Origin of the sequence: Halomonas sp. BC2 (genome assembly GCF_002078115.1) — a bacterium.
Taxonomy (GTDB): domain Bacteria; phylum Pseudomonadota; class Gammaproteobacteria; order Pseudomonadales; family Halomonadaceae; genus Vreelandella; species Vreelandella stevensii.
In genome coordinates, this window is the sequence record NZ_LFGT01000013.1 from 82,327 (window position 1) to 106,171 (window position 23,845).

Sequence of the window (23,845 nt, forward strand, 5' to 3'; positions counted from 1 at the left end):
CTTTCCTACTTACAACCACGACTGGTGGGAACAAACCAAGGCAGGCGCACGCGATGCCTGGGAAACCACGCGTGATGGCGCGCAAAGTGCCTGGCAGTCCGCCCGTGACGCCGTCAGCTCCGACTGATACGTTTGCTGTTTAGCGACACACAGGTACGCAATGGCCACCCAACCGGGTGGCCATTTTCATGGATGGCCGCATTGATTCAGCGACGGCGCACTCCTTGCCCCGGTAGACGTTCACGGTCATGCGGGCGCTGAAAGTCCAACGCTGGCCCGGCGGGGACGATACGGGTCGGGTTGATGGTGTCGTGACTGTAATAGTAGTGGCGCTTGATGTGGTCCAGGTTGACGGTGTCGGCAATGCCCGGCCACTGATAGAGCTCACGCACGTAGTTGGACAGGTTGGGATAATCCTCGATGCGTTTGAAATTGCACTTGAAGTGGCCATAGTAGACCGCGTCGAAACGCACCAGCGTGGTAAACAGGCGAATATCGGCCTCGGTCAGCCACTCTCCCGCCAGATAACGCTGCTCTCCCAAGCGCTTCTCCATGCGCTCCAGCGCGTCGAACAGCGCAGTGACATGCTTCTCGTATACTTTCTGCTCGGTGGCAAAGCCCGACTTGTAAACGCCGTTGTTGATATGGTCGTACACATCGGCGTTGACCTCATCGATGACATCACGTAGGTCGAAGGGATAGAAATCCAGCGTATTGCCGGTCAGCTCGTCAAAGGCATGGTTGAAGATGCGCAGGAGTTCAGCCGACTCATTATTGACGATGGCGCTGCGCTGCTTGTCCCACAGCACCGGCACCGTCACTCGCCCCGTGTACTGCGCGTCGGTCATGGTATAGAGCTGGTGGTGAAACTCGACGTGATTGATCGGGTCGCCGCTGGAGCCCTCGTCCTGGTAATAGGTCCACCCCTTATCCAGCATGAGCGGGCTGACATGGGAGACGCCGATCAAGGGCTCCAGACCTTTCAGTTGACGCATGATCAACACGCGGTGCGCCCAAGGGCATGCCAGAGAGATATAAAGGTGGTAACGATCTGCCTCGGCAGGATAACGCTGGGCATCGCCCTCCAACACGCTTCCGCTGTCGGCAGGATCCCCTACCCAATCACGCAGCTGTGCCGACTCACGAACGAATTCGCCGCCGTGCTTTTTGGTGTCGTACCACTGATCGACCCACTCGCCGTTGACCAATAACCCCATGGTGCTTCTCCGTTTCCGTTGCGAACGTATGAAATAGCCTGTCTACAGAATACGCTCGACGAGAGAGGGCTCAAGCGGATGTTTTACCGACTTTCATTCGAGGGAATCGAATGTTGGCTGCACGTCTCCTTGACAGACTGCCTCAACGCAGCGGCCATGGCATGAGCCGCAGGGCCTGCCCGGTCACGGTCACGAAAAATAAGCTGCACCGGTACTTCCCGCACGCCTCCTGCGCTCAGCGGCAGCGGCTTCAGCGCCCCACTGGCCAGCTCGTCGAGGATACGGGTTTCAGGTATCCAGGCGAACCCCAGACCACGCTTGAGCATGTCCAATGAGGTGCCCACATGGCTGACCGTCCAACGCTGCTCAGCCTTTAGCCAGCCTGCATTGGTCGATTGGCGCAACGCCGAGTCACGCACCACCAGTTGGCGATGCTGGGCCAGGTCACGCAGATCCAACGCGCGCCCTAATTGATGCAGCGGGTGGCGTGGATGAGCGACCGCCACAAAGCGCACATTAACCAGCGGCTCACCAAGAAACCCCTGGGCCTCAATGGCCGTGACCACCAGGTCGGCACGCCCGTCATAGAGCATTTCGGTGCCGCCATTAAGCACGCTCTCATGCAGCTGTACGCGCACCTGGGGATAGGTTTCCGAAAAGCGCTCTAGCGCCCTGGCCTGAGCCGCCGCAGGAAAGATTTGATCGATGGCGACGACGATTTCAGCCTCCAGGCCCGCTGCCAAGCGCGAGGCCACGTCCTCCAGAGACGCCGCACTCTCGATCAGTTGACGCGCACGGCGCAGCAACAGCTCACCGGCTTCCGTTAGTCGTACCTGACGCCCCACGGGCTCCAGTACCTGGATACCCAACTGTTCTTCCAATTTATGTACCGCATGGTTGAGCGTAGAGGGACTTTTATGGATCGCCTCTGCCGCCCTTGCAAAGCCGCCGTGGTCGACCACGGCGGCGAGCATCTGCCACTGCGCAAGTGTTACCCGAGACATTTCGATTTCCTCGACGCTAAACAGCGAAACAAACCGCTTCACCTTCGAAAAAACAACCCATAGGATGCCAGTAAAACGTCGAGAGTACGTGACCTGACAGCAAATTTTGCACCAAGGGCTAATACAGAGGCCAATACAGGAACGCACAGAAACGCCCAAGATTTCAAAAAACAAGCATAAGGAAACAAAAAAACACATTCAAAATATTAGCAATGACCAGAAAAACCCTGCTCATGTGGGTTCCAATCGCTTCTTGAGCGGCGGTGCTTAGTGACCAGCGCAAAACGTGCGTTTCAAGCGCTCATTTTGGGTGCCAAGTGCTTAAAACGCCTTTTTAACTAGACAGATCTTACACGCCCTCTTCTGAACAATTCATTGTCGTCCACGGTTAACCGCCCACTCACATCACGCAGCCACCAATGAGCGACGTCAAGATCGTTACTTTTGTTAGCGAACGGTGTTCGAGAGCGGTTCTCATTGCGAATATTTGCATATTTCAACGGAAGTATATTTTATGGATAAACATACAGTCTATTCACCCCTATTTCCTTGGGGTATGGTTCCCGAGTTTGCTCACTTTCTTGTTACGTTTACTTCACAAATTCGGCGGTCCATTTACCCATGTTGCGAATCCTCCATTCGCTGCCCCGCACGCATAAATTGTTACTATTACCAGTGGCCACCATGGTCACTGTGCTGGGCGCACAAAAGCTGGTGACGACGTATAACGACCTGAATCAATCTCATACACCGCTGGAGAGCGTGCTCGTACCACTCCCTAATGACTCTGCCCCGGGTGTCCCTTCGCTGCGGCAAGAGCGCACACCAGTGGCTGAAGCGATCGACCGCGCCTCCCGCGCCCTCGACGCCACCCGTGACCATATTCCCCTTAGCGAATTGGCGGCGACCGAGATCGTCGACCTCGACGTGATCACCAGCGCCGAAGCCTCCATGGCCAGCGTGCCCCCCCTGGCCGTCGCGCTTGATGACGGCGCGCTGCACATGGCCGTGATCGTGGGCACGATTGCAAGCGGCATGCTCAATACCGACCCCACCGTCGACATTGCTGATGCCACTTCCTACGAAGATTACGATATCGAGCTGTTCGACGATATTTCGTTTCTCGAGCTCGAACTGGCTGCTGAAGAGCCCTTCGTTCCCGAATGGCAGACGCATATCGTCGAGTCTGGTGATACCTTTGCCGTGGTTGCCCAGAACGAGCTTGGCTTGGGCTACAGTGAGGTGCTGGCGTTACTGGACAACATGCCCGATCAGCGCCTGCTGACCAACTGGCGCGCAGGCAACAGCTTCGATTACCAATTGGACGAAGATGGCCGGCTGCTATCGCTGCGCATGATGCGCAACACCCGCGACGGCATTTTGCTGGAGCGTGACAACGACCACTTTGCCATCACCACCATCGAACGCCAGGGCGAGCCGGTACAGCGGCTTTACGCAGGCAGCGTGAGCGGCAGCTTTGCACGCTCTGCCCAGGCTACCGGCCTGAGCAGCAGCTCGGTCACCGAGCTGACCCGCCTGTTGGAGAAGAAACTCGATTTCCGTCGCGACAGCCGCCGGGGGGATCAGTTTCAGGTATTGGTCGAGTCTGACATGATCGATGGCGAAACGCTGGATTCACGGGTGCTGGCGGTCAAATATGACGGCGAGCGCATGGATTTGACCGTGGTGCGCAACCCCTCTGACGACAACTTCTATACCCCGGAAGGCAACAGCCTGGATCCGGCCTTTGCCCGTCGTCCGTTCGAAGGCAACTACCGCCTGAGCTCTCACTTCAACCCGCGCCGCCTTCACCCGGTGACGGGGCGGGTCAGCCCGCATAACGGCACCGACTTTGCGATGCCGATCGGCACCCCTATCATCGCGCCGGCCAACGGCCGCGTGGAGCGCGTGGGCAACCACCATGCGGCAGGGCGCTATATCGTCATCCGTCATGATAACGGCTACCGCACGCGCTACCTGCACCTTTCGCAGCCGATGGTGAGCCAGGGCCAGCGTGTCGACATGGGTGAGCGCATTGCCCTGTCCGGCAATACGGGCCGCAGTACCGGCCCTCACCTGCATTATGAGGTCATCGTCAACAATACGCCGGTCAACGCCATGACCGTCGAGCTGCCTGAAAACACCAGCCTGAGTGGCGATACCCTGATCGCCTTCCAGCGCCAGGCAGAACCGGTATTGGCAGCACTGGAGAGTGGCGAGACGGGCACCATCAGCGTGGCTAGCAACCAGAGCAGTGACGACGATAGCGACACCGTTCAGTAGTTCTTTCTTTCGTAGCTCTTTGACTCACCGTGTTACGCCGTTCGACAGGCCGCCCCAAGGGGCGGCCTGTCGCTTATGTAGCATACGTGGAAGGGGGATCAGGCGTCGCGAGCGGAGAGCGCCGATAGCAGGGCCGGGTCTCGGCGGTAGATATCATCTCGAAACTCTACTTCCCCCTGGGGGTTGGGCCAGGCGGTGAGGTAATGCAGCGCCACGGGAATGCGCTGAGGCAGGTTGACGTTCTGATCGCTGCGCCCACTGTTCATCAGCGCATTGAGCTGATGACGACTGCCGCTGTCCTGTAGCAGCATCTGGGCGAACTCCGCCACGCCTTCCACCCTGACGCAGCCAGAACTCAACGCCCGTTGATCCCGCTGAAACAAGCCGCGTGCCGGCGTGTCGTGCAGATAAATCATGTCGTTATTGGGAAAGCGTACCACGACCCTCCCGAGAGGGTTACGGCTACCCGCCACCTGACGCAGCATGACGCCTCCAGGGCGCTGCCAATCGATGCTCTGGGCATCCAGAGTTTCTCCTGAGGGGCTCAACACCTGGATGTTCTGCTGGGCCAGATAACCGATATCCTCACGTACCCGTGGCAACACGTCTTCCCGCATGATGGTAGGCGGTATGGTCCAGCTGGGGTTGATGGTCAGATGACTGATCGTGGAGTGAATGACCGGCGTTTCACGACGCGGTGTGCCCACGACCACTCGCGCATCCCACTGCTGACCGTCAGGCCGCAAGTAATGCAGCCGGTAGCCCGCAATATCGACCCACACCCGAGGCTCGCGCTGCAAGGAGGGGCGTATCCAGCGCGCACGTTCCAGGTTGACCCGCAACTGATCGACCCGTGAAGCCACCGGCATGTTCAGCGCCAGCCGGGTACGCTCCCCCACGACACCATCTTCCTGTAACTGGTGGCGGCGCTGAAAATGCTTCACTGCTTGCACCAGAGTGTCATCGAACAGCTGCTGGTCACGCTGCGCCCCCTGCACGCCAATCATCGGGTAGGCGCCGCTGTCGGCTCCCAACAGCCCCGAGGCACCCCACAGGGTCAGTCGTTGGCGCAGCGTGACCACATCCGGGTCTCGGTCGCCGGGGCGCAGCGAAACCTCTCTGCCGGGCAGGTAAGGCACGCTGCCTTGCTCAGCCAAGTGGCGGTAGGTGCTCAATGCCTGACGAAGCTGGGCGTACTCGGGTGAGCTGGGCCGGGCCATGGCCAGCGCCGACTCGACATCGTGGCGCTCCACGGCGCTCAGTACCCGAGGCAGCGCATAACTGCGCTCTGGGCGCGAGGCATCCCAGCCAGGTTCGACCTGACGAGGATTGACTTTGCCCGACGATAGATGCTCCAGCGCCAGCAACAGGGCTCGGGTGGCATCGACATCGAAGCGTGCCTGGGCGGCAGCGTCCCATTCGCGGCTGGCACGGAACTCCTCCAGCAGCGTCGTCGCGCGGTAATCCTCGGGTGTCAGGCCATCATCCAGCAAGCTATTCAGGCCCTGCACCAAGGCCACCACGCGGGCTTCATCCTGCCATACCGGCTGCCCGCCATTGAGCTGATAAAACGCTGCCACCGGCAGCGACTCCCCTGCCCGCTCGACCTGCTGTGACAAGGTTTGTGGCATCCCAGGGGGAGCAGGCTCCGCTGCCACCGCCAGCAAGGGGCCGGGCAGGACAAGGCCAAGCAGAGCGCCTATCGCCCATTGTCTTAGTCGCGGATGATCGTTCATCGCCTCTCCTTGCGTTATGATGCAGCGCTGTACGGCGCTGATGCCCAATGATATCGGCAGTTCCCATTACCGACCGAATAGCCTGACGCTCCCTTTCAGCATAGCTGCTTGCGCCTGTTCGTGGTCGTTTCTGGTGGGGGCTTATCGCACTTTTGGCAGGATGACTCTCGATGCTCTCACGCTTGTATACCCGTTTTCGCTCTGACACCCCCCGTTTTTTGACCCTGATGACCGCCACGAGCCTGTTACTTGGCGCTTCTCCACTCCAGGCTGCCAGCTTTTATACCCAGGTCTCTTCCCAGCCCCCCATCGGCGTGTCGCCCCTTCATCATCAGTTGCAACAACTGGCGCCTGGCGCCTCCGGTGAGGCGCTCCGCCTGGCCGCACAAGCCATCGCTTGTGCCGACCCCTACGCCGAGCGCCTGGCCGTCATCGACTACTCGCTGCCCTCCACGGAGCCTCGCTTGTGGGTCTTCGACCTGCACCAGCACGCCTTGCTGTTCGAAGAGCTGGTGTCCCATGGCCGAGGGTCGGGTGATGCCGTGGCAGAAGTGTTTTCGAACGTCCCGGAAAGCTTTCAATCCAGCATTGGGCTGTTTCGCACCATGAACAGCTATTACGGGCGCAATGGCTACTCGCTGCGCCTGGAGGGCCTGGAGCCAGAGGTGAACGACCTCGCTTTCCAACGCGCGATCGTGATTCACGGGGCAGAGTATGTGAGCGAAGAGTTCATAGCCCAGACGGGACGACTCGGGCGTAGCCATGGCTGCCCTGCCGTTCGCGAAGACATCACCTACCCGCTTATCGACAGCCTCAAGGAAGAGCAGTACGTGTTTGCCTACTATCCCGATGAAGAGTGGCTGGCGACCTCTTCCTTCCTGCGCTGCGGCCAAGATGACCACCTGCAGCTCGCACAGATGAGATAATGGCGTGATAGTGATCACCGCCAGCACCGCCACCATACCCGTGTTACCGAACGTGCTCATTTATGCCATGCTTAAGGGCACGTTATTAGCCACTTTGGGAAGGATCACATGGCATCAGCAAAAAAACTCGACCTGGCGCTTCAGGGCGGCGGAGCCCACGGCGCTTACACATGGGGCGTGCTGGACCGCCTGCTGGAAGATGACCGAATCGACATCGAGGGCATCAGCGGCACCAGCGCGGGGGCCATGAATGGCGTCGTCATGGCCGACGCGCTGACTCGCGGCGGCAAGGAGACGGCTCGGCAAGCGTTGCGGGATTTCTGGAAAGCCGTCAGCCGGGCGGGCATGGCGAGCCCCATCCGCCGCTCCCCCATGGACGTACTGACCGGCAACTGGAGCCTGGATCATTCACCGGGCTATGTCGCCATGGACCTGATGACTCGCCTGGTCTCCCCTTATCAGCTCAACCCACTGAACCTGAACCCCTTGCGAGATATCGTGGCGTCGCATATCGACTTCGACCGCGTGCGCCAGTGCGACCAGCTGAAACTCTTCATTGCGGCAACCAACGTCCGCACCGGCAAACAGCGCGTGTTTCGTCGTGAAGAGATGAGCGTCGATGCCGTCATGGCGTCGGCATGCCTGCCGTTCATGTTTCAGGCCGTCGAAATAGACGGCGAAGCCTTTTGGGATGGCGGCTACATGGGTAACCCCGCACTGTTTCCCTTGATGGAAGAGTGCAGCGCGCGCGACATACTGCTGGTACAAATCAACCCCATCCGCCGCGATGAGCTGCCCACCACGGCCTCGGCCATCATGAACCGGCTGAACGAGATCACCTTCAACGCTGCGCTGATCAAGGAAGTCCGCATGATTGCCTTGCTCAAGCATGCACTGGAGGAGCAAGGCATCGAAAACTGCTACCAGCAGGCTCTGTTTCATCGCATCAGTGGCGACAAGGCACTGGAGAGCCTGTCGGTATCCAGTAAGCTCAATGCCGAATGGCCGTTCCTGTGCCACCTGTTCGACCAGGGCAAAGCGGCTGCAGAGCTGTGGCTCAACGAGCACTTCGAGGCGATTGGTGAGCGCTCGACGCTGGATATCGACGCCGTGTACCTGCATGGCTAGTCCTTCAAGAGCAGGCACCCTCTGATATTGCGCCAACTTGGCGCACTCGACTCGGCGCTACTGCCCCAATCGAGTGCGCCCCTGCTCCCTCCCCTTGGCACCACACCCCCAGCGCACCCATCGTTATGCATTAAATCAATGTTTTATATTTAAAAAATGGCTAGTGGCGAATTATTTGCTTGGTGATTTCCAGTGTTATAGGCGTGGACCAGGCCCAGCCGGGTACGAGTGCGTCGAACCTGACCTTCAACGATGAAGGCATGTTCCCGTCTCTGTGCAGTGCCCTTGGCGTTGTGCGTTGACGAACTCGTTCCATGCTACCCGAGGCCACCCATGAACATCCGCCACAAAGCCAATCGTATTCGGCTGCTCGATTTCTCCACGCCACAGATGCGGGCATTCCACATGTCCTGGTTTGCCTTTCATATCTGTTTTTTGGCTGGTTCGGCATCGCCCCGCTGATGGCTGTCGTACGTGAAGACCTGTCTCTTACGCAAACCCAAATCGGCAACACCATCATTGCTTCCGTGGCGATCACCGTGGTGGTCAGGCTGCTGATCGGGGTGCTCTGCGACCGCATCGGGCCGCGCAAGACCTATACGGGACTGCTGCTGTTGGGCTCCATTCCCGTCATGGGGATCAGCCTGGCCAACAGCTTTGAAACCTTTCTGCTGGCTCGTCTGGCCATTGGTGCCATTGGCGCGTCGTTCGTGATTACCCAGTACCACACCACCATGATGTTCGCCCCCAATGTGGTGGGCACCGCGAATGCCACCAGCGCCGGATGGGGCAACCTGGGGGGCGGTACGACGCAAATCCTGATGCCGCTCATCTTCTCCGGAATACTCATGCTGGGCGTCAACGAAGCGCTGGGCTGGCGGCTTGCCATGCTGGTACCAGGGGTCGTGCTGTTTTTGACGGGTATCGCCTATTGGTACTTTACCCAGGATGCCCCGGATGGCAATTTCAGCGAGTTGCGTGCTCGTGGAGAGCTACCGGAAGCCAGCGGCGAGTATGGCGCAGCGCAGAGCTTCATGGCTGCCGCCAAGGATATTCGTGTCTGGGCGCTGTTTGTAGTGTACGGGCTCTGCTTCGGAGTAGAGCTGACCATCAACAACATCGCCGCCATCTATTTTTTCGATACCTTTGATCTCACTCTGGCCACGGCGGGGCTCATTGCAGGCCTGTTCGGGCTGATGAATATCTTTGCCCGCACTCTGGGCGGCGTCTTTTCCGACCTGTTCGCCAAACAGGCGGGCCTCAAGGGGCGTGTGCGCTGGCTCTTCATTGCACTGATCTGCGAAGGCATCGCGCTGATTGCGTTTTCGCAGATGCACGTGCTCAGCATGGCGATTGGCATCATGCTGGTGTTCAGCCTGTTCGTGCAGATGGCGGAAGGTGCCACTTACGGGGTCGTCCCCTTCATCAACAAGAAGGCGCTGGGAGCCGTGGCCGGTATCGTTGGTGCCGGGGGCAACATTGGTGCCGTCTCCGCCGCGTTCTTGTTTCGTAATGAAAGCCTCAGCTACCAGCAAGGGCTCTTTTATTTGGGCATTACCGTACTGCTGCTGGCTTCTTGCGTGTTGGTGGTACGCTTCAGCGATGCCACCGAGGCCGAGGAAGCCAAGGCCTACCGTGAGGCCGCCGGTGATCGTCATGAACAGGGCGCTCTCTCTTTACGCTAGCAGTTAAGCAGGCGCGTCTCTGGTCATCCAGTGAGGCGCCGTCTTTTCAGGCGGCGAGTAACAAGGAACTATTATGTCTTCTGCCCAACAGCTACTCTTGACCGCGCTGCGCTGTGATATCGACAACCTTCATCATTTGGCCACCACCGCCGATATCGTCAGCGATATCAGTCAGTTCATCCACGTTCTGCAGCGCGAACGGGGCGCTTCGACCATTTATCTGGCTTCCCAGGGGAAGCGCTTCAAGGCACGCCGCGCCACCTACCTCGAACATAGCCAAAGTGCCGAGGCGGCCATGCGCCAGCGGCTGGAAGCGCTGGGCCAGGAAGTTCGCTCACAGGCAGAGGCAAGGCTACTTCGCCGCATAGCGGGTGTGTGGCAAGCCCTGGATGAACTTCCGGCGCTGCGCCGCGCCATCGATCAGTTCACGATTTCGCCGGATGCGGCCACGCAGGCGTTCAACCACTTGATCAGCGGGTTGCTGGCCATCGTTTTCGAAGCCGCCGACACGGCCGTAGACCCCGATATTACGCGGGCACTGGTGGCCATCTTCCACCTGATGCAGGGCAAGGAGCTGGCCGGGCAAGAGCGCGCCTGCGGCGCCTTCGGGTTTACGCTGGGGCACTTCGATGACGCGCACCGTGAACTACTCAACCAGCTGATGGCTGCGCAGCAGCGCTGTTTCGACACCTTTGCCGAATTTGCCACCACCGAGGCGTTGGCTACCTGGCAGCAGGCGCTTTCGCCCAAGACGTTGGCGGGCATCCGCGAGCTTCGCGATATCGCCTGCCAGCGCGCCAACGCGCCCATGGGCGTCAGCGACTCGCTGGGCGAAACCTGGTACGAACTCACCACGCTGCGGCTGGATACGATCAAGGCAGTGGAAGATACGCTCAACACGCAACTGACCGCCCTGTGCCATCTCAAAATCGCCGAGGCCCGCAAGGCCCTGGAGCACGCCACCAGCACCCCGGGCCATCCACTGCCCGCTCCCTGCGAGCAGCTGCTCATGCTGCCCCCCTCACAACCGCTGGGCGACCTGACGGCCAGCGCGCTTCACTCGCCGCTCAGCCGGTCGCTGATCGAGCTGGCGCAAGCTCAGTCCAGCCGACTGCAGGGCTTGAGCGACGAGCTGGAAAATACCCGCAAGGCCCTGCGAGAACGAAAGCTGATCGAGCGTGCCAAGGGGCTGATCATGGCCCACCAGGGCATGAGCGAAGAGGAGGCGTACCGCTTTCTACGCAAGACCTCCATGGACCAGAGCCGTAGCATGGCCGACATGGCCCAGTCGATTCTCGACCTTTCCGCGATGCTGCAGCGTAAAGATGACAAGCGCCAACGCCATTGATGGCCGTCTGGCCCCTTGCAATTTGCCAGGGGCACCCGCATAAACGGTGTATTCGAAAGCGTGCTAATAAATCAAGCCGCTTGACCATGACCGTTTAAACAGGTGTCACCATGAGCCAACTTGCCCACACTGCGCTGTCTGTTCTGGACCTGGCGCCCATTCGTCAAGGCGGCAGTGTCGCCGAGACCTTTCAAGACAGCGTGGCCCTGGCCCAGCACACGGAGCGGCTGGGCTACCAGCGCTACTGGCTGGCCGAGCATCACAATATTGCGGGTATCGCCAGCGCTGCCACGGCCGTGCTGATTGGCCACGTGGCAGGGCAAACGTCCACCATTCGCGTTGGCAGCGGCGGCATCATGCTGCCCAACCACCCTCCACTGGTGGTGGCCGAGCAGTTCGGCACCCTGGAGACGCTCTACCCCGGCCGGATCGACCTGGGGCTGGGCCGTGCCCCTGGCTCGGATGGCGCGACCATGCGTGCCCTGCGGCGGCACGCCCAGTCAGGTGTCGATGACTTTCCAGAACAGCTGGAAGAGCTGCGCCGCTACCTGGGCGAAGCCCAGCCCCAGCAAACCGTCAAGGCCGTGCCGGGCCAGGGCACCCATGTGCCCATCTGGCTGCTCGGGTCCAGTGGCTACAGCGCCCAATTGGCCGCCAGGCTAGGGCTCCCCTTCGCCTTTGCTGCGCAGTTTGCGCCGGGCTATCTCTTCGAAGCGCTGCGCCTGTACCGCGACCAATTCCAGCCCTCCGAGCATCTGGCGGAACCCTATGCCATGGTAGGATTACCCGTGATAGCGGCCGACAGCGACGACCTGGCCCACTATCTGGCCACGACTGCCCAGCAGAAGTTTCTCAATTTGATTCGCGGCCGTCCGACGCAGTCACAACCCCCGGTCGATCATCTGGACTGGAGCCCCATGGAGCGCGCCCAGGTCGCCCAGTTTCTTGGCGCGGCCATCATCGGTGGCCCTGAAACGGTCAAGGAGCAGCTGGCCGACTTCCAGGCACGTACCGAGGCCAACGAGCTGATGATCAACAGTGACTTCTATCAGCACGCGGACCGCCTGCGCAGTTATGAGATCGTCGCGTCAGTCGTCAAGGACGCCTGACACGTTCACCTGGTGACCTTCAGCCTTTGGCAATCAAGAAAGCACCTGCCGCCAGCATCAAGGAACCTGCTGTGCGGTTGGTGCCCTTCTGGGCGCGTTCGGACTGGAAAAAGCGCCGTGCCGACGAGGCAAACGACGCCACCAGCATCAGCCCCATCATCAACCCCACCAGGGTAAGCCCCACCACCAGCAGCATGTCGCCATGGTTCAGCGTGGTCAGGTCAATGAAGGTGGGTAGAAACGCGACATAAAACAGGATGACCTTCGGGTTGGAGGCCGAGATCAGGACCCCTTGGGTAAGCCCCTTGAGGGCCTCACGAGCGGATGTGGCCGCCACGGGCGTACCGCCTTCCAGGCGCGGGGGCGTGACGCTGGCCGTCCACATTTTCCAGCCCAGATAAAACAGGTAAGCCGCGCCCACATAGCGCAACACGGTGAAGGCTTCACCCCAGTTTTCTGCCAAGGCAGCCAGCCCGTAGAAGGCCAGCATCAGATAGATGACATCACTCACGGTCATGCCCACAGCCAGCGGCCAGCAGGCGCGCACGCCTTGGGACACCCCCTTGGCCAGCAGCGCAAAGATACCGGGGCCAGGAGTAATGGCGAAGACGAAGATCGCCACGAAATAGGTCAGGGCACTCTCGAGGGTCATGTGACGGCTCCCCATCTTTCGGTTGACGCTTTCAGGCATCCGCTTATGCTAGCGTATGCCATGTCTTGTATGCAGGAATACTCATGCAGCGTTTTGCATTTACCCCGATGACCCGCGACGATTTCGCCCTGTTCTGGCCAACGTTCCAGAGTATTGTAGCGGCACAGGAAACGTACGCGATAGACCCCGACATCACCTTTGATGATGCCTACCACCTATGGTGTACGCTGCCGCTGCACAGCCTGGCCGTCAAGGACGAGCAAGGTCAACTGCTGGGGGCTTATTACCTCAAGGCCAATGCCGCAGGCCCCGGCAAGCATGTCTGCAACTGCGGCTATATGGTGACACCCCATGCACGCGGCAAAGGCGTGGCCCGCGCCATGTGCGAACACTCTCAGGTACTGGCCGGTGACGCTGGCTTCGAGGCGATGCAGTTCAATGCCGTCGTGGCCAGCAATCACGTTGCGGTCACCCTGTGGCAGCGGCTGGGATTTGCCATTGTCGGCACCGTACCCCAGGCGTTTCGCCATCCGTCGCTGGGACTGGTGGACACCTACGTCATGCACAAATCTCTCAACAAGTGACTCGTAGTGAATGCTTACATAGCGCATTGAGGCCATGACCGGCAGACATCACTACTCACGGCTGATTACCGATACGTTTCGTAATGCTCTCGCTGTGGTCGCCAGGCTGGGCGGCGATGAGTTCCTCATGGTTATCAAGAGCACGCCAGAAAATAGTCACTCTCTAGCCGAGGAAGTAAGCCAGCGCTTACTCACTCAAATCGCACTGCCTATCGAATTGCCCGGCAACATGACCGCCCAAGTCGGTTGCAGCCTGGGCGCTGCGGTGTGGCCCGAGCATGGCATGGACATGCAACAGATCCTACGCCATGCCGACAGCGCGCTGTATCAGGCCAAGCATCAGGGCAAACATCGCCTGGTCATTTATCGACCTGACCAGTAAAACAGCGCTGCCACTGCTGCTCCAGCGCATCCTGGCCCATCTCGGTGAGGTAAGTGATGTTGCGTTCCGGAATGGCCGCCGTATCGCCGTGGAACTCGATGGCTTTTTCCACACTGGCTTCGCGTAATACGTGGATCATCGGGTGCGGCGAACGGTTGGAGTAGTTGGCAGCCTCGTCGGGGTCGGCATCGGCGAAGCAGTAATCGGGGTGGAACGTCGCCAGTTGATACACGCCCTCATAGCCCAGCTGTTCCAATAGCTGTTCCGCCAGTTCCACGAAATCCAGGTAGTGGTCGAAGCTTTTGAACAGCGTGGGAAACACCAGCAGGCTGGTTTCTGCCTCTAGGTGGGCATCCAGCCACTCGAACTCGGCGACCAGCTCCTCCAGCGCAATATCCACCTTTTTGGAGCGCACGACTTCCACACGCACCGCCTCGCGCTCCAATTCACGCTTGGCAAAGGGGCAGATATTGTGCCCGACGATGAAGTTGGCCACCCAAGTGAGCGTCTGGGCAACGACCAGGGCATCGTCAGAGTGATGCGAAGCAGAGGAAGCGGTATCCATAAAGCTATTCCTAAAAACGATTACTAAAAACGATCCTTAACACTCTTTTGGAACCCAGCCATCAGGCATGCTGGTGGTACCGCGCCAGCGCGACTTCGTAGGATTTGTGGATATGGTCGTCCATTAATGCCCGCGCAGCAACCGCATCTCGTTTCAGGGCAAGCTCTACCAGCTGATGGTGCTGATCGTCCAGTTCCTGACGAACGGTGGGCATTTTCGGGCCTAGCCGACGGTAGCGATCGAACTGGTCGTGCAACTGCTCGATGAAGCGCAGCAGCCACACCGAGCCGCAGGGCGCCACCAGCGTACGATGAAACTGGGTGTGCAGCCGTTCCCACTCTTCTACCTTGTCCAGTGTAAGGTCGGCCCGCTTGAGGCGGTGTGCCGCCGCCAGTAGATCGGCTTCCCATACCGCATCTCCGTGGGCAATGGCACGCTCCAGCGCCATGCCTTCGAGCTCGGTGCGCATCCGAGCAATGTCGTCCAGCTCTTCTCGGGAGAGCTTGGGCACTCTGAAACCACGCTGATTCTCCTGAATCAGCAGGCCATAGGCTGCCAGCTTGTTCAAGGCTTCACGTAGTGGGCTCAGCCCCACCTGATACTGCTCCTTGAGCGCATTGATGGCCAGCTTCTCCCCTGCCGCAAAACGCCCCGCGACCAAATCACGGCGCAAAACGTCGTAAATGGAGCCAGGCACTTTCTCTGCGGAGAGCTGAATATGTTTGTTCATTACCGAGTCCTCAGGCAGGTTTTTCTCTGCATCGGTTGGCGGAGATGATGAGACCAAGTGTTGACGCCCCTCGACAGGCTCGCCTATATTCTATTTTAGACAAGATAATCGATTTTTTAACCCATAAACGATCAAAGAGTCATCCGCATGCCATTCACCCCCGCTTCGGCCTTTGCCACGCCGTCCTCGAAGACGTTTACACAGGCGTTCGACACATGAAACAAACCGCGCTCTTCTGGGCTTTTTTCAGGGTGGGCATTTTTGGCTTTGGCGGTGGCCCTGCCATGATACCGCTGGTGCATGCAGAAGTCGTGACACGTCATCAGTGGCTCACCGACGAGGAGTTTGCCGATGTGCTGGCGATTGGCAATACCCTGCCGGGGCCCATCGCCACCAAAATGCCAGGCTACATTGGCTACCGCGTGGCGGGTATCAGTGGGTGCGTGCTCTCCGTGCTGGCGGTGGTGTTGCCCATGCTGATCGCCATGGTCGTGATGCTGGGTGCTTTCAGTCGCTATCGCGACATTGGCTGGATACAGGGCATGGGGCAGGCCGTGATCCCGGTGGTGATGGTCATGATGGGCCAGCTCACCTGGGATTTCTTCGATAAATCACGCGCCGCGCTGGGCTGGCTGGTCAGTATTGTCATGGCCGTCGTCGCGGGTGGCGTCATCTACTGGCTTGGCGTTCACCCAGGCTTTGTCATCGGCGCCATTCTGCTGGCAGCGCTGCTGCGGCCAAACCGCCAAGCGCGCTCGAAGGAGGCCGCATGATCTACTGGGAGCTGTTTCTGGCGTTCTTTATTCCCAACATCGTGGGTTACGGTGGCGGGCCAGCCATCATCCCGCTCATCGAGGCAGAAGTGGTTGGCCGCTACGGCTGGATGAGTTCGCAGGGGTTTGCCGAAACCCTGGCCCTGGGTAACGCGCTTCCCAGCCCTATCGCCACCAAGATGGCGGGCTATATCGGCTATGAAGTCGCTGGCCTGGGAGGTGCCGCCGTGGCCGTGGCCGCGACGGTGGTTCCTTCCCTGCTGCTGATGATCGGAGCACTGGGGCTGCTCTACCGCCACCGTGAATCGCCCAGGGTCAAGCGCATGAGCCAGTGGGTACGCCCGGTCATTGCCATCATGATGGCGTGGCTCACGCTCAGTTTCCTGCTGGAAAGCACCGCCAGCAGCGGCATCGCCCACACCCTGATCATCGGCATCGTCGCGGCCATCGCCCTCGTACGATTCAACACCCACCCCGCGTTCGTTGTCATCGGCGCACTGGTTTATGGAGGGTTCTTTCTGGGCTGAAGATATCAAGATCCAAACAACAAACATCAGCAACGCCAACACTCACAACAACCACACAATGAATGGGTCCACAAATGAAATTTAAATCCTTATTTACCGCTACAACGCTGGCAGCTGCCATGTGCCTTCCCATGTCGCTTTCAGCAGCAGATGATTACCCTAATAAACCCATAGAGTTTATCGTGCCCTGGGGGCCAGGCGGTGGAAGCGACTTATTAATGCGGCTTGTCGGCAAACATCTGGAAGCTGAGCTTGGCCAAGCCATTCCCATTATCAATATGCCAGGGGCTAGCGGAACGATCGGCCTGCGCGAAGCAAGCCGACGCAGCAACGACGGTTACACCATTACTCAGATACACGAGGGGCTATTGATCGCTCATCATTCAGGTGTCACCGAGCTCAATTGGGACGACTTTGACGTTGTCTCGATGATGACCAGTGATAACTCTGTCATCGTAGTGAATGCAGACACGGGTTGGGAAACCCTCGACGATATGCTCGAAGCAGTAACCGAGCGGCCCGGCCACTACCGCATGGGTGTAACACTCGGCGGCATACCTCACCTCTGGGCGGTGCAGTTTGAACAGTCCACAGGCACGCAGTTTGGTTACGTTGGTTACGAAGGTACAGGCGAGCGAATGCGGGCACTCGCGGGAGGACACATCACCGTTGCCATTGAAGACTACTTCTCAGCACGCGCATTTGTGGAAAATGGGGATATGAACGTTTTAGCCGCGGCAACTTCTGAACGAATCCCTGAACTCCCTGATACGCCGACGCTGCAAGAACTTGGACACGACCTTGAGTTTCTGGTTACTCGAGGCATTGTTCTCCCGAAAGGCGCACCTGAGTCAATCATTGCCACGCTAGAAAGTGCACTTGAAAATGTTGCGAATAGCGAAGCATTTAAAACGGATATCGAAAACGTTGGTGGCACCGTGCGTTACCTCAACCGACAGGACTATATCGACTACCTGGAAAGAAACGATGAGTTCGTTGAAAACAACGCACACCATTTAGACTAAAAACGCCGTCTATCAAGGAGTACATTATGGAGCAGAAAAGCACTGAGGCGGCGTTATCCTCTACGTTACAATTACTATCGTACGTTATTATCGCTATTGGTGCTTTATTCTTGGCTATCAAGGCCGGCTCACTGCCGGCCTCCCGTTGGGAGCCAATGAATGCAGGCACATTTCCTCAGATAGTCTTCTTGAGTGTAGCCGTGCTTTGTGGCATTGCCACTGTCCTCGAAGTCGCCAGGAACGGTTTCCCCAGAGCGTCTCTAAACGTTGCACTGACACGACTCAGCAGACTAAAGCCCGTTATCGTTAACATCATACTGTTCACCTGCTACATGATAGCTATGCCTTGGTTAGGGTTTATTACCAGCACTTTTATCTATCTCGTTACAGCACAAACTTTTTTGACCACGGAAAAGCTCAAGGCACTGCCAGTCATCTTATGTGTCGCGGTGATTTTTTCAGCAGGCCCATATTTCATGTTCTCTGAACTATTTAACATCTATCTCCCTCGCGCCCAATGGTAAGGTAATAACATGACCGATGCATTTCTAACGGCAATGTCGGGCGTCATGGAGCCCTACACGCTAATGCTCATGATGGTAGCAACCTGTGCTGGCATCATCGCAGCCGCGATCCCGGGTTTCACGATAACAATGGCCATTGTGCTTACACTTCCCTTGACCTTCGCCATGCCCCCCATGCAGGGGATTGCCGTCATGCTGTCTGTCTATGTCGGGGGGCTAAGTGGTGGATTATTCAGCGCTGCACTCCTTGGCATTCCCGGCACACCGTCTGCGGTAGCCACTACCTTCGATGCCTTTCCAATGGCTCGGCAGGGTAAGCCTGGCAAAGCACTTTCCCTAGGATTGTTCGCCTCTTTCATAGGCTCTATCATCTCCATCGCCGTGCTGATCATTGCTGCCCCGCCCTTGGCCATGCTGGCCGTCAAACTGGGTCCTTGGGAATACTTTGCCCTTATCATTTTTGCCCTCACCATTATTGCAAGCCTGGTGGGTGACTCACTCATTCGAGGACTCATTGCCGGACTTATTGGCATAGGCATTGCCACCATCGGGCCCGACCCTCTCATGGGAAGAGAACGGTTCACGTTCGGCTATGAGATTCTGGCGGCGGGTATTCCCTTTCTAGTGATCCTTATTGGCATGTACGCCATGAGCCAATTACTCTCTGAACTAGAGCCTAGCCATGACCAACACAGCCAAACCTCTGGCTCACTTATTTCCGGGGATATGCGTCCTCACTTATGGCAAACAGCCAAAGGCGTCATCATGCGCCCTATCAACGTAATTCGATCTTCGCTGATAGGTGTGTTCATCGGCGCGGTGCCCGGCGCTGGCAGCTCGATTTCGAACTTATTAGCCTACGACCAAGCAAAACGCGCTTCCAGGCACCCAGAAACATTCGGCAAAGGTGAGCCTGACGGCGTGGTGGCGTCTGAGGCTGGCAATTCATCAACGGTGGGTGGCAGTTTAATTCCCTTGATAGCACTGGGTATTCCGGGCTCTCCGGCGGATGCAGTGCTCATGGCAGCTATCATGGTTCATGGCATCAGCATCGGGCCACGGTTGATACTTGACCATCCCGACCTGGTTTATAGCATGTTCATCGCCATGGCCATCGCCTCTGTCTTTATGCTGTTTATCGGCATCCTCTTGATGCGGGCTTTTTTAAACCTGCTCAACATTCCTAAATATATCATCGTGCCTACTGTGTTAGCGTGCTGTGCTATCGGGACCTATACGCTTAACAACCGCCTATCGGACCTTTACCTATTGGCCTGCATTGGTATTGTCGGATATATATTGAAAAAACTGGACTACCCCCTTGCACCTCTTGTGCTGGGCGTTGTGCTAGGCCCCATTGCCGAAACAAATTTAAGGCGTGCCTTTCAAACCAGCACTGACTGGACTCTATTTTTCACACGCCCCATATCCGCCTTACTGCTTGCACTAGCGGTCGCCTCGATCGCTTACAGTGTTTACAGCCTCATAAAGCAGCGTAAAGCCGTCGCTTAACATCCGTACATGTCATTCTTACAAAAAGGAATCTCGACCATGAACCTGGATCCTCACTACTATCCTTCCTCCTCGCGACGTACGGTCACTTATGGGAAGAATGGCATGGTGGCCACTTCCCAAAGCCTGGCTGCCCAAGTGGGTGTCGACATATTGAAGCAAGGGGGCAACGCCATTGATGCTGCCATTGCGACCGCAGCTGCTTTGACCGTTGTAGAACCTACCTCTAACGGCATCGGCAGTGATGCCTTTGCCCTGGTGTGGGTCAAGGGTGAACTCCATGGCTTGAATGCCAGCGGGCCTGCGCCAAAGAAGCTGACAATCGATGCCGTCAACGCTCTTGGCCACGATGCCATGCCGGCCCATGGATTGACGCCCGTCACGGTGCCCGGAGCACCAAGAGCATGGGCTGCGCTCTCGGAGCGGTTCGGCACCCTGCCGTTCGAGCAACTGCTAGCTCCTGCCGTAAAACTGGCGGAAGAGGGTTTTGCTGTCTCCCCTACCGTGAGTCAGCTCTGGCAAAGCGCGGTATCGCGGTATTGCCAATACTCATCCCCAGAATTCCAGCCGTGGTTCGATCACTTTGCTCCGAATGGCCGAGCTCCCAACGCCGGTGAAGAGTGGCGCTCAGCCGAGATGGCTGCCACGCTCAAGGCCATCGGCAGCTCTCGAGCTAACGCCTTCTATCAAGGCCACTTGGCAGAGGCCATGGACGACTTCGCGCAACAGCATGGTGGTTTTTTGCGCAAAGAGGATCTGGCTGCTTTTGAGCCTGAGTGGGTCACGCCTGTCAGTGTTCGTTATCAGGGGCACGATATTTGGGAAATTCCTCCCAATGGGAGCGGCTTGATCGTCTTGCAAGCTCTGGGAATGCTGGAGCAGCTCTCCAATGAGCGCCATGATCCCATTGAAACGCTGCACCAACGCATCGAAGCAACCAAGCTTGGCTATGTAGACGGACTGAAATATATCACCGAGCCTTCGAGCATGCGTCCAAGCGTAGAGCAGATGCTTGCTCGTGAGTATTTGTCGCAGCGTGCTGCCACGATCGGACATGATGCTCTGGATCCCGTGCACGGTAATCCCATCAAAGGCGGCACGGTGTATCTGGCAACGGCTGATAATCAAGGCAACATGGTCTCCTTCATCCAAAGTAATTTTGAAGGCTTCGGGTCTGGCATCGTCGTGCCGGGTACGGGGATCAGTCTGCAGAACCGCGGCTGGTCCTTCTCGCTGGACCCCGAGCATGCCAATGCACTGGCGCCGGGCAAGCGCACCTATCACACCATCATTCCCGGGTTCATCACCAAGGGTGATCAGGCGGTAGGACCGTTTGGCGTGATGGGTGGCTACATGCAGCCTCAGGGCCATGTTCAGGTCGTCACGGCCATGCTGGAAGACCACTTGAACCCGCAGGCAGCGCTGGATATGCCGCGCTGGAAATGGACCTCCGGCAAGACCGTCGAAGTCGAAGCCGACTTCCCCAACCACTTGGCCCTGGCGCTGGCACGACGAGGACACCACATCGTCAAGGTCGCTGACTCACTCAGCTTTGGCCGTGGCCAGATCATCCTGCGCAACCCGGACACCGGGGTGCTTCAAGGGGGCACAGAGCCTCGTACCGACGGCGCCGTGCTGCCGCTCTAGCGCATTTCCGCGTTGGCGCTGCTTGCCCACCCGCCCCTCCCAGGGCGGGCTGGCTCTTGCAGGCAATTGACCTCCTCCCCTCCCTCAGCTTGCGCTGCCGTCTGACAACGGAAAGGAAGGGGACTCCCTGGTTGCTGCCTTCCAGGTTCCTGCTTCGCAGCCCGTTGCCTTTGGTGATAGCACCTCAGGTCTTACACAAGCTCCACAGGCTTAACCTCCCGTGAGCCCCACGGTAGTTTTCTCATGCTGGCGAAGCTTGTCAGCCCCGGCCAGAATGGCTTTGCCCGATTGCAGTATGTTGCGGGCAGCGTTTACGTCGCGGTCAATGCCTTGCGTGCCCGCGTGGGCGTCATTTTCCAGGACTTCGTGCGCTATCAGCTCTCGGTAGGCGAAAAAGCCGACCGACACCCCAAGGTGCCTGGGTCGGCGAAGCTGATGAGAGTCTGCAATCACGCGTCAGCGTGTGCAGTGATGCCTGGGGAAAGCATCGCAAAACTGCCTGCGTCAAGCGGCTTGGCGATGCCCTCTGTCGGTTGATCGAGTCAACCTCCCCCGTCCTTTGCGCGAGTAGCTGCCCTTGCCCTTCCTGGGCGTTTGCTGCTGCAGTTTGAACATGGGTGTTCGCAGCTGTGCTTTCAAGGCATTGTCCTTGATACCGTGTCGCTTTTTCATACGTTTACCTATGTAAATTCCTTCGGACTTTCAAATGAGCATTGGCCCACTTCTGGACAGAGAATCGGCAGGTTGGTTCCCTGGAGCGGCAATCGCTACTGGAAATGGCTGCTGGAAATGGCCGCTAAAGATGCGCCCCCCACCACCATGCTGACCACGCTGCCGACCATGATCAAGCAAGGCGATGGTAGCGGTTGGTCCCTCAATTGGTCTGGCATGCTCGCCAGGGTGCCGGTCAGCGATTGCTGGTCGGGCTGGCTGGCATTGGCAACCAGCATGATGGGCCAGGAGTCTGGCAGTCCTGCCTGGCGCAAGCCGTGGCAAATGGTCTCCACCTTGGATAACCCCATATAGAACACCAGTGTTTCATCCTGTCGGGCCAGCGCTGCCCAGTCCGGGGTGCCGCCTTCTCGGCACAGCTGCGCGGTAATGAAGCGCAGTTGCTGGGCATGGCTGCGGTCGGTCAAAGGAATTCCCATCCCCGCTGCGGCTGCCGACGCGGCGGTAATGCCCGGTACGATGTGTGCCGGTAACGCGGCTTGCGCCAGCGCTGCCAGCTCTTCGCCCATGCGCCCGAACACGCCCGGGTCACCGCCTTTCAGGCGCACCACCGACTTGCCCGCCAGGGCCAGTGACACCAGCAAATGACCGATGTCGGCCTGTGGCACGCTGTGGTGGCCTCGGGCTTTCCCGACGTAGTAGCGCTCGGTGCCGGGGGGAATCAGCGCCAGCACGTCATCCCCGACCAGACGGTCGTAGACCACGGCATCGGCCTGCATCAATAACCGTGCCGCCTTCAGCGTCAACAGCTCGACGTCCCCGCTGCCAGCGCCCACCAGGTAGACCGTACCTGCCCGGCACTCGCCGCTGAGCGGCAAGCGAACGTTCGTCATCGCGTCGTCTTGCAGCGGCGCCAGGGCCCGCAGGCCAAAACGCATGAGGGCCTCAGGCCATTTCTGGGTTAACTGCTTGGCGAGTGTGCGCATGTGGCCGCTCCTGTTCGAGTAACGCGTTTAATTCAGGGATACAGCTCCCGCACTGGGTGCCGCAGGCCAGCCGTGCGCCCAGCGCCTCGAGGCTGGTATCCCCTTGATGAATAGCCTTGACGATGCTGGCCTGCCCCACCTGATGGCAGCTGCACACCACCGGGCCAGCATCCGCTGCGCCATCGTCACAACCGGCCAGCAGGCGTCGCCGCTGAGCCTTGGAGAGGGCCGCATCGGTAAATCTTTCCGCCAACCAGGCAAGCCCTGGCAGCTCGTCAGGCGGCCCGACCATCAGCCACCAGCGCAGCTGCCCGTCGATCACGCTGGCTGCTCGCAAGCGCCCCGTGGCGGCGTCTTCACACCATAGCGAGGCCGGGGTTCCACACCAGTGGGCGAGCGTGGCCAGCCAATCCTCCCTCGGCTGGCAGCCCGCCAGTTGCCAGCGCGTACAGCCTGGCAAGGGAATACGCGCCCAGTAATCGCTGTCGCACCACGCGGGCGACTCGTCTGCCTGGGCCACCAGTAAGGTGGCCTGCCAGGCGATGGGTAACCGACGCAGGGCCACAGCGCCCTGCTTGGATTCTGGCTGGCCCGAGACCGGGTCGGTGATGCCTTGCAGCAAGGTGCCACTGCGCCCCTGGCCCGTAAAGCAGTCGGTCCAGTGCATGGGCACGAACACTTCCCCCCGCCGCTGCCCATGGGCAAGGCGCACACGCCCCCGATACTCCCCCGTGGCCGCGCTCAACTGAGCCAGCGACTGCGCTTCGAGCCCATGCTCGGCGGCGTCCTCGGGATGCAGCTCGATGAAGGGTTCGGCGCGATGGTTCATC

At 58.8% G+C, this 23,845-nt stretch carries 22 protein-coding genes and 2 pseudogenes; 14 read left to right on the forward strand and 10 right to left on the reverse strand.

Annotated elements, in window-relative coordinates:
* Window positions 1-206: 206 nt before the first annotated feature.
* Window positions 207-1,217, reverse strand: coding sequence for a glutathione S-transferase family protein (locus B7L71_RS10320; protein WP_081137738.1), 1,011 nt, complete (start codon window positions 1,215-1,217; stop codon window positions 207-209).
* An 83-nt stretch (window positions 1,218-1,300) separates the two neighbouring features.
* The gene (locus B7L71_RS10325) at window positions 1,301-2,221 is read right to left on the reverse strand and encodes a LysR family transcriptional regulator (RefSeq protein ID WP_081137740.1); all 921 of its coding nucleotides are present in this window, start codon (window positions 2,219-2,221) and stop codon (window positions 1,301-1,303) included.
* Between the two features lie 621 nt (window positions 2,222-2,842).
* Between B7L71_RS10325 and B7L71_RS10330 the strand changes: the two genes are divergently transcribed.
* Window positions 2,843-4,504, forward strand: coding sequence for a peptidoglycan DD-metalloendopeptidase family protein (locus tag B7L71_RS10330; protein WP_081137742.1), 1,662 nt, complete (start codon window positions 2,843-2,845; stop codon window positions 4,502-4,504).
* Between the two features lie 98 nt (window positions 4,505-4,602).
* Here the strand turns inward: B7L71_RS10330 and B7L71_RS10335 are convergent, their stop codons facing one another.
* A complete protein-coding gene (locus tag B7L71_RS10335) occupies window positions 4,603-6,240 on the reverse strand; it encodes a L,D-transpeptidase family protein (RefSeq protein ID WP_081137744.1) in 1,638 nt (545 codons plus the stop codon).
* 170 nt (window positions 6,241-6,410) lie between these two features.
* On the opposite strand from B7L71_RS10335, the gene B7L71_RS10340 reads away from it, so the two are divergent.
* The 5 genes and pseudogenes from B7L71_RS10340 (at window position 6,411) to B7L71_RS10360 (ending at window position 12,436) form a co-directional block, all read left to right on the forward strand.
* Complete coding sequence (locus B7L71_RS10340; protein WP_096922452.1) at window positions 6,411-7,166, forward strand: murein L,D-transpeptidase catalytic domain family protein; 756 nt, start codon at window positions 6,411-6,413, stop codon at window positions 7,164-7,166.
* Between the two features lie 108 nt (window positions 7,167-7,274).
* Window positions 7,275-8,294, forward strand: a complete 1,020-nt coding sequence (locus B7L71_RS10345) for a patatin-like phospholipase family protein (RefSeq protein ID WP_081137746.1) — start codon at window positions 7,275-7,277, stop codon at window positions 8,292-8,294.
* Between the two features lie 333 nt (window positions 8,295-8,627).
* Window positions 8,628-9,979, forward strand: a pseudogene (locus B7L71_RS10350) (MFS transporter).
* 73 nt (window positions 9,980-10,052) lie between these two features.
* Entirely contained in the window at window positions 10,053-11,327 is a 1,275-nt protein-coding gene (locus B7L71_RS10355) for a nitrate regulatory protein (protein WP_081137748.1), read from the forward strand.
* A 110-nt stretch (window positions 11,328-11,437) separates the two neighbouring features.
* Entirely contained in the window at window positions 11,438-12,436 is a 999-nt protein-coding gene (locus tag B7L71_RS10360) for an LLM class flavin-dependent oxidoreductase (protein WP_016914704.1), read from the forward strand.
* Window positions 12,437-12,455: 19 nt separating this feature from the next.
* On the opposite strand, the gene B7L71_RS10365 is transcribed toward B7L71_RS10360, so the two are convergent.
* Entirely contained in the window at window positions 12,456-13,088 is a 633-nt protein-coding gene (locus B7L71_RS10365) for a LysE family translocator (protein WP_081137750.1), read from the reverse strand.
* A gap of 83 nt (window positions 13,089-13,171) precedes the next feature.
* Between B7L71_RS10365 and B7L71_RS10370 the strand changes: the two genes are divergently transcribed.
* Together B7L71_RS10370 and B7L71_RS10375 are read left to right on the forward strand one after the other, a co-directional pair.
* Window positions 13,172-13,672 (forward strand): GNAT family N-acetyltransferase, encoded by a 501-nt coding sequence (locus B7L71_RS10370; RefSeq protein ID WP_081137752.1) that lies wholly within the window; start codon window positions 13,172-13,174, stop codon window positions 13,670-13,672.
* Between the two features lie 34 nt (window positions 13,673-13,706).
* Window positions 13,707-14,054 (forward strand): GGDEF domain-containing protein, encoded by a 348-nt coding sequence (locus tag B7L71_RS10375; RefSeq protein WP_249273229.1) that lies wholly within the window; start codon window positions 13,707-13,709, stop codon window positions 14,052-14,054.
* Here the strand turns inward: B7L71_RS10375 and B7L71_RS10380 are convergent.
* Both B7L71_RS10380 and B7L71_RS10385 read right to left on the reverse strand, forming a co-directional pair.
* Entirely contained in the window at window positions 14,032-14,619 is a 588-nt protein-coding gene (locus tag B7L71_RS10380) for a DUF1415 domain-containing protein (protein WP_081137754.1), read from the reverse strand. The genes B7L71_RS10375 and B7L71_RS10380 overlap by 23 nt on opposite strands.
* Before the next feature lie 61 nt (window positions 14,620-14,680).
* Window positions 14,681-15,349, reverse strand: a complete 669-nt coding sequence (locus B7L71_RS10385; protein WP_081137756.1) for a GntR family transcriptional regulator — start codon at window positions 15,347-15,349, stop codon at window positions 14,681-14,683.
* A gap of 215 nt (window positions 15,350-15,564) precedes the next feature.
* On the opposite strand from B7L71_RS10385, the gene B7L71_RS10390 reads away from it, so the two are divergent.
* The 6 genes from B7L71_RS10390 to B7L71_RS10415 all read left to right on the forward strand — a co-directional run bounded on the left by B7L71_RS10390 (window position 15,565) and on the right by B7L71_RS10415 (window position 21,357).
* A complete protein-coding gene (locus B7L71_RS10390; protein WP_081137758.1) occupies window positions 15,565-16,122 on the forward strand; it encodes a chromate transporter in 558 nt (185 codons plus the stop codon).
* Window positions 16,119-16,649 carry a chromate transporter gene (locus B7L71_RS10395; RefSeq protein WP_081137760.1) on the forward strand — a complete coding sequence of 177 codons (531 nt, stop codon included), beginning with the start codon at window positions 16,119-16,121 and terminating at the stop codon, window positions 16,647-16,649. The genes B7L71_RS10390 and B7L71_RS10395 overlap by 4 nt, the downstream gene beginning before the upstream one ends.
* Window positions 16,650-16,723: 74 nt before the next feature.
* A complete protein-coding gene (locus tag B7L71_RS10400) occupies window positions 16,724-17,674 on the forward strand; it encodes a tripartite tricarboxylate transporter substrate binding protein (RefSeq protein ID WP_081137762.1) in 951 nt (316 codons plus the stop codon).
* A 26-nt stretch (window positions 17,675-17,700) separates the two neighbouring features.
* The gene (locus B7L71_RS10405; RefSeq protein WP_081137764.1) at window positions 17,701-18,198 is read left to right on the forward strand and encodes a tripartite tricarboxylate transporter TctB family protein; all 498 of its coding nucleotides are present in this window, start codon (window positions 17,701-17,703) and stop codon (window positions 18,196-18,198) included.
* 9 nt (window positions 18,199-18,207) lie between these two features.
* Window positions 18,208-19,710: a tripartite tricarboxylate transporter permease gene (locus B7L71_RS10410; protein ID WP_081137766.1), complete on the forward strand. Its 1,503-nt coding sequence runs from the start codon at window positions 18,208-18,210 to the stop codon at window positions 19,708-19,710.
* Window positions 19,711-19,749: 39 nt separating this feature from the next.
* Window positions 19,750-21,357, forward strand: coding sequence for a gamma-glutamyltransferase family protein (locus tag B7L71_RS10415; protein WP_081137768.1), 1,608 nt, complete (start codon window positions 19,750-19,752; stop codon window positions 21,355-21,357).
* Window positions 21,358-21,567: 210 nt separating this feature from the next.
* On the opposite strand, the pseudogene B7L71_RS17700 reads toward B7L71_RS10415, so the two are convergent.
* From B7L71_RS17700 to B7L71_RS10435, 4 genes and pseudogenes are all read right to left on the reverse strand, one after another.
* Window positions 21,568-21,696 (reverse strand): annotated as a pseudogene (locus B7L71_RS17700) (RNA-guided endonuclease TnpB family protein); the annotation flags it as partial.
* Window positions 21,697-21,861: 165 nt separating this feature from the next.
* Window positions 21,862-22,029, reverse strand: a complete 168-nt coding sequence (arfA, locus tag B7L71_RS10425; protein ID WP_081137772.1) for an alternative ribosome rescue factor ArfA — start codon at window positions 22,027-22,029, stop codon at window positions 21,862-21,864.
* Between the two features lie 95 nt (window positions 22,030-22,124).
* Window positions 22,125-23,015, reverse strand: a complete 891-nt coding sequence (gene cobA / locus B7L71_RS10430; protein WP_081137774.1) for a uroporphyrinogen-III C-methyltransferase — start codon at window positions 23,013-23,015, stop codon at window positions 22,125-22,127.
* A partial coding sequence (locus B7L71_RS10435; protein WP_081137776.1) for a molybdopterin dinucleotide binding domain-containing protein occupies window positions 22,975-23,845 on the reverse strand: 871 nt, incomplete at its 5' end. The genes B7L71_RS10435 and cobA, both read right to left, overlap by 41 nt.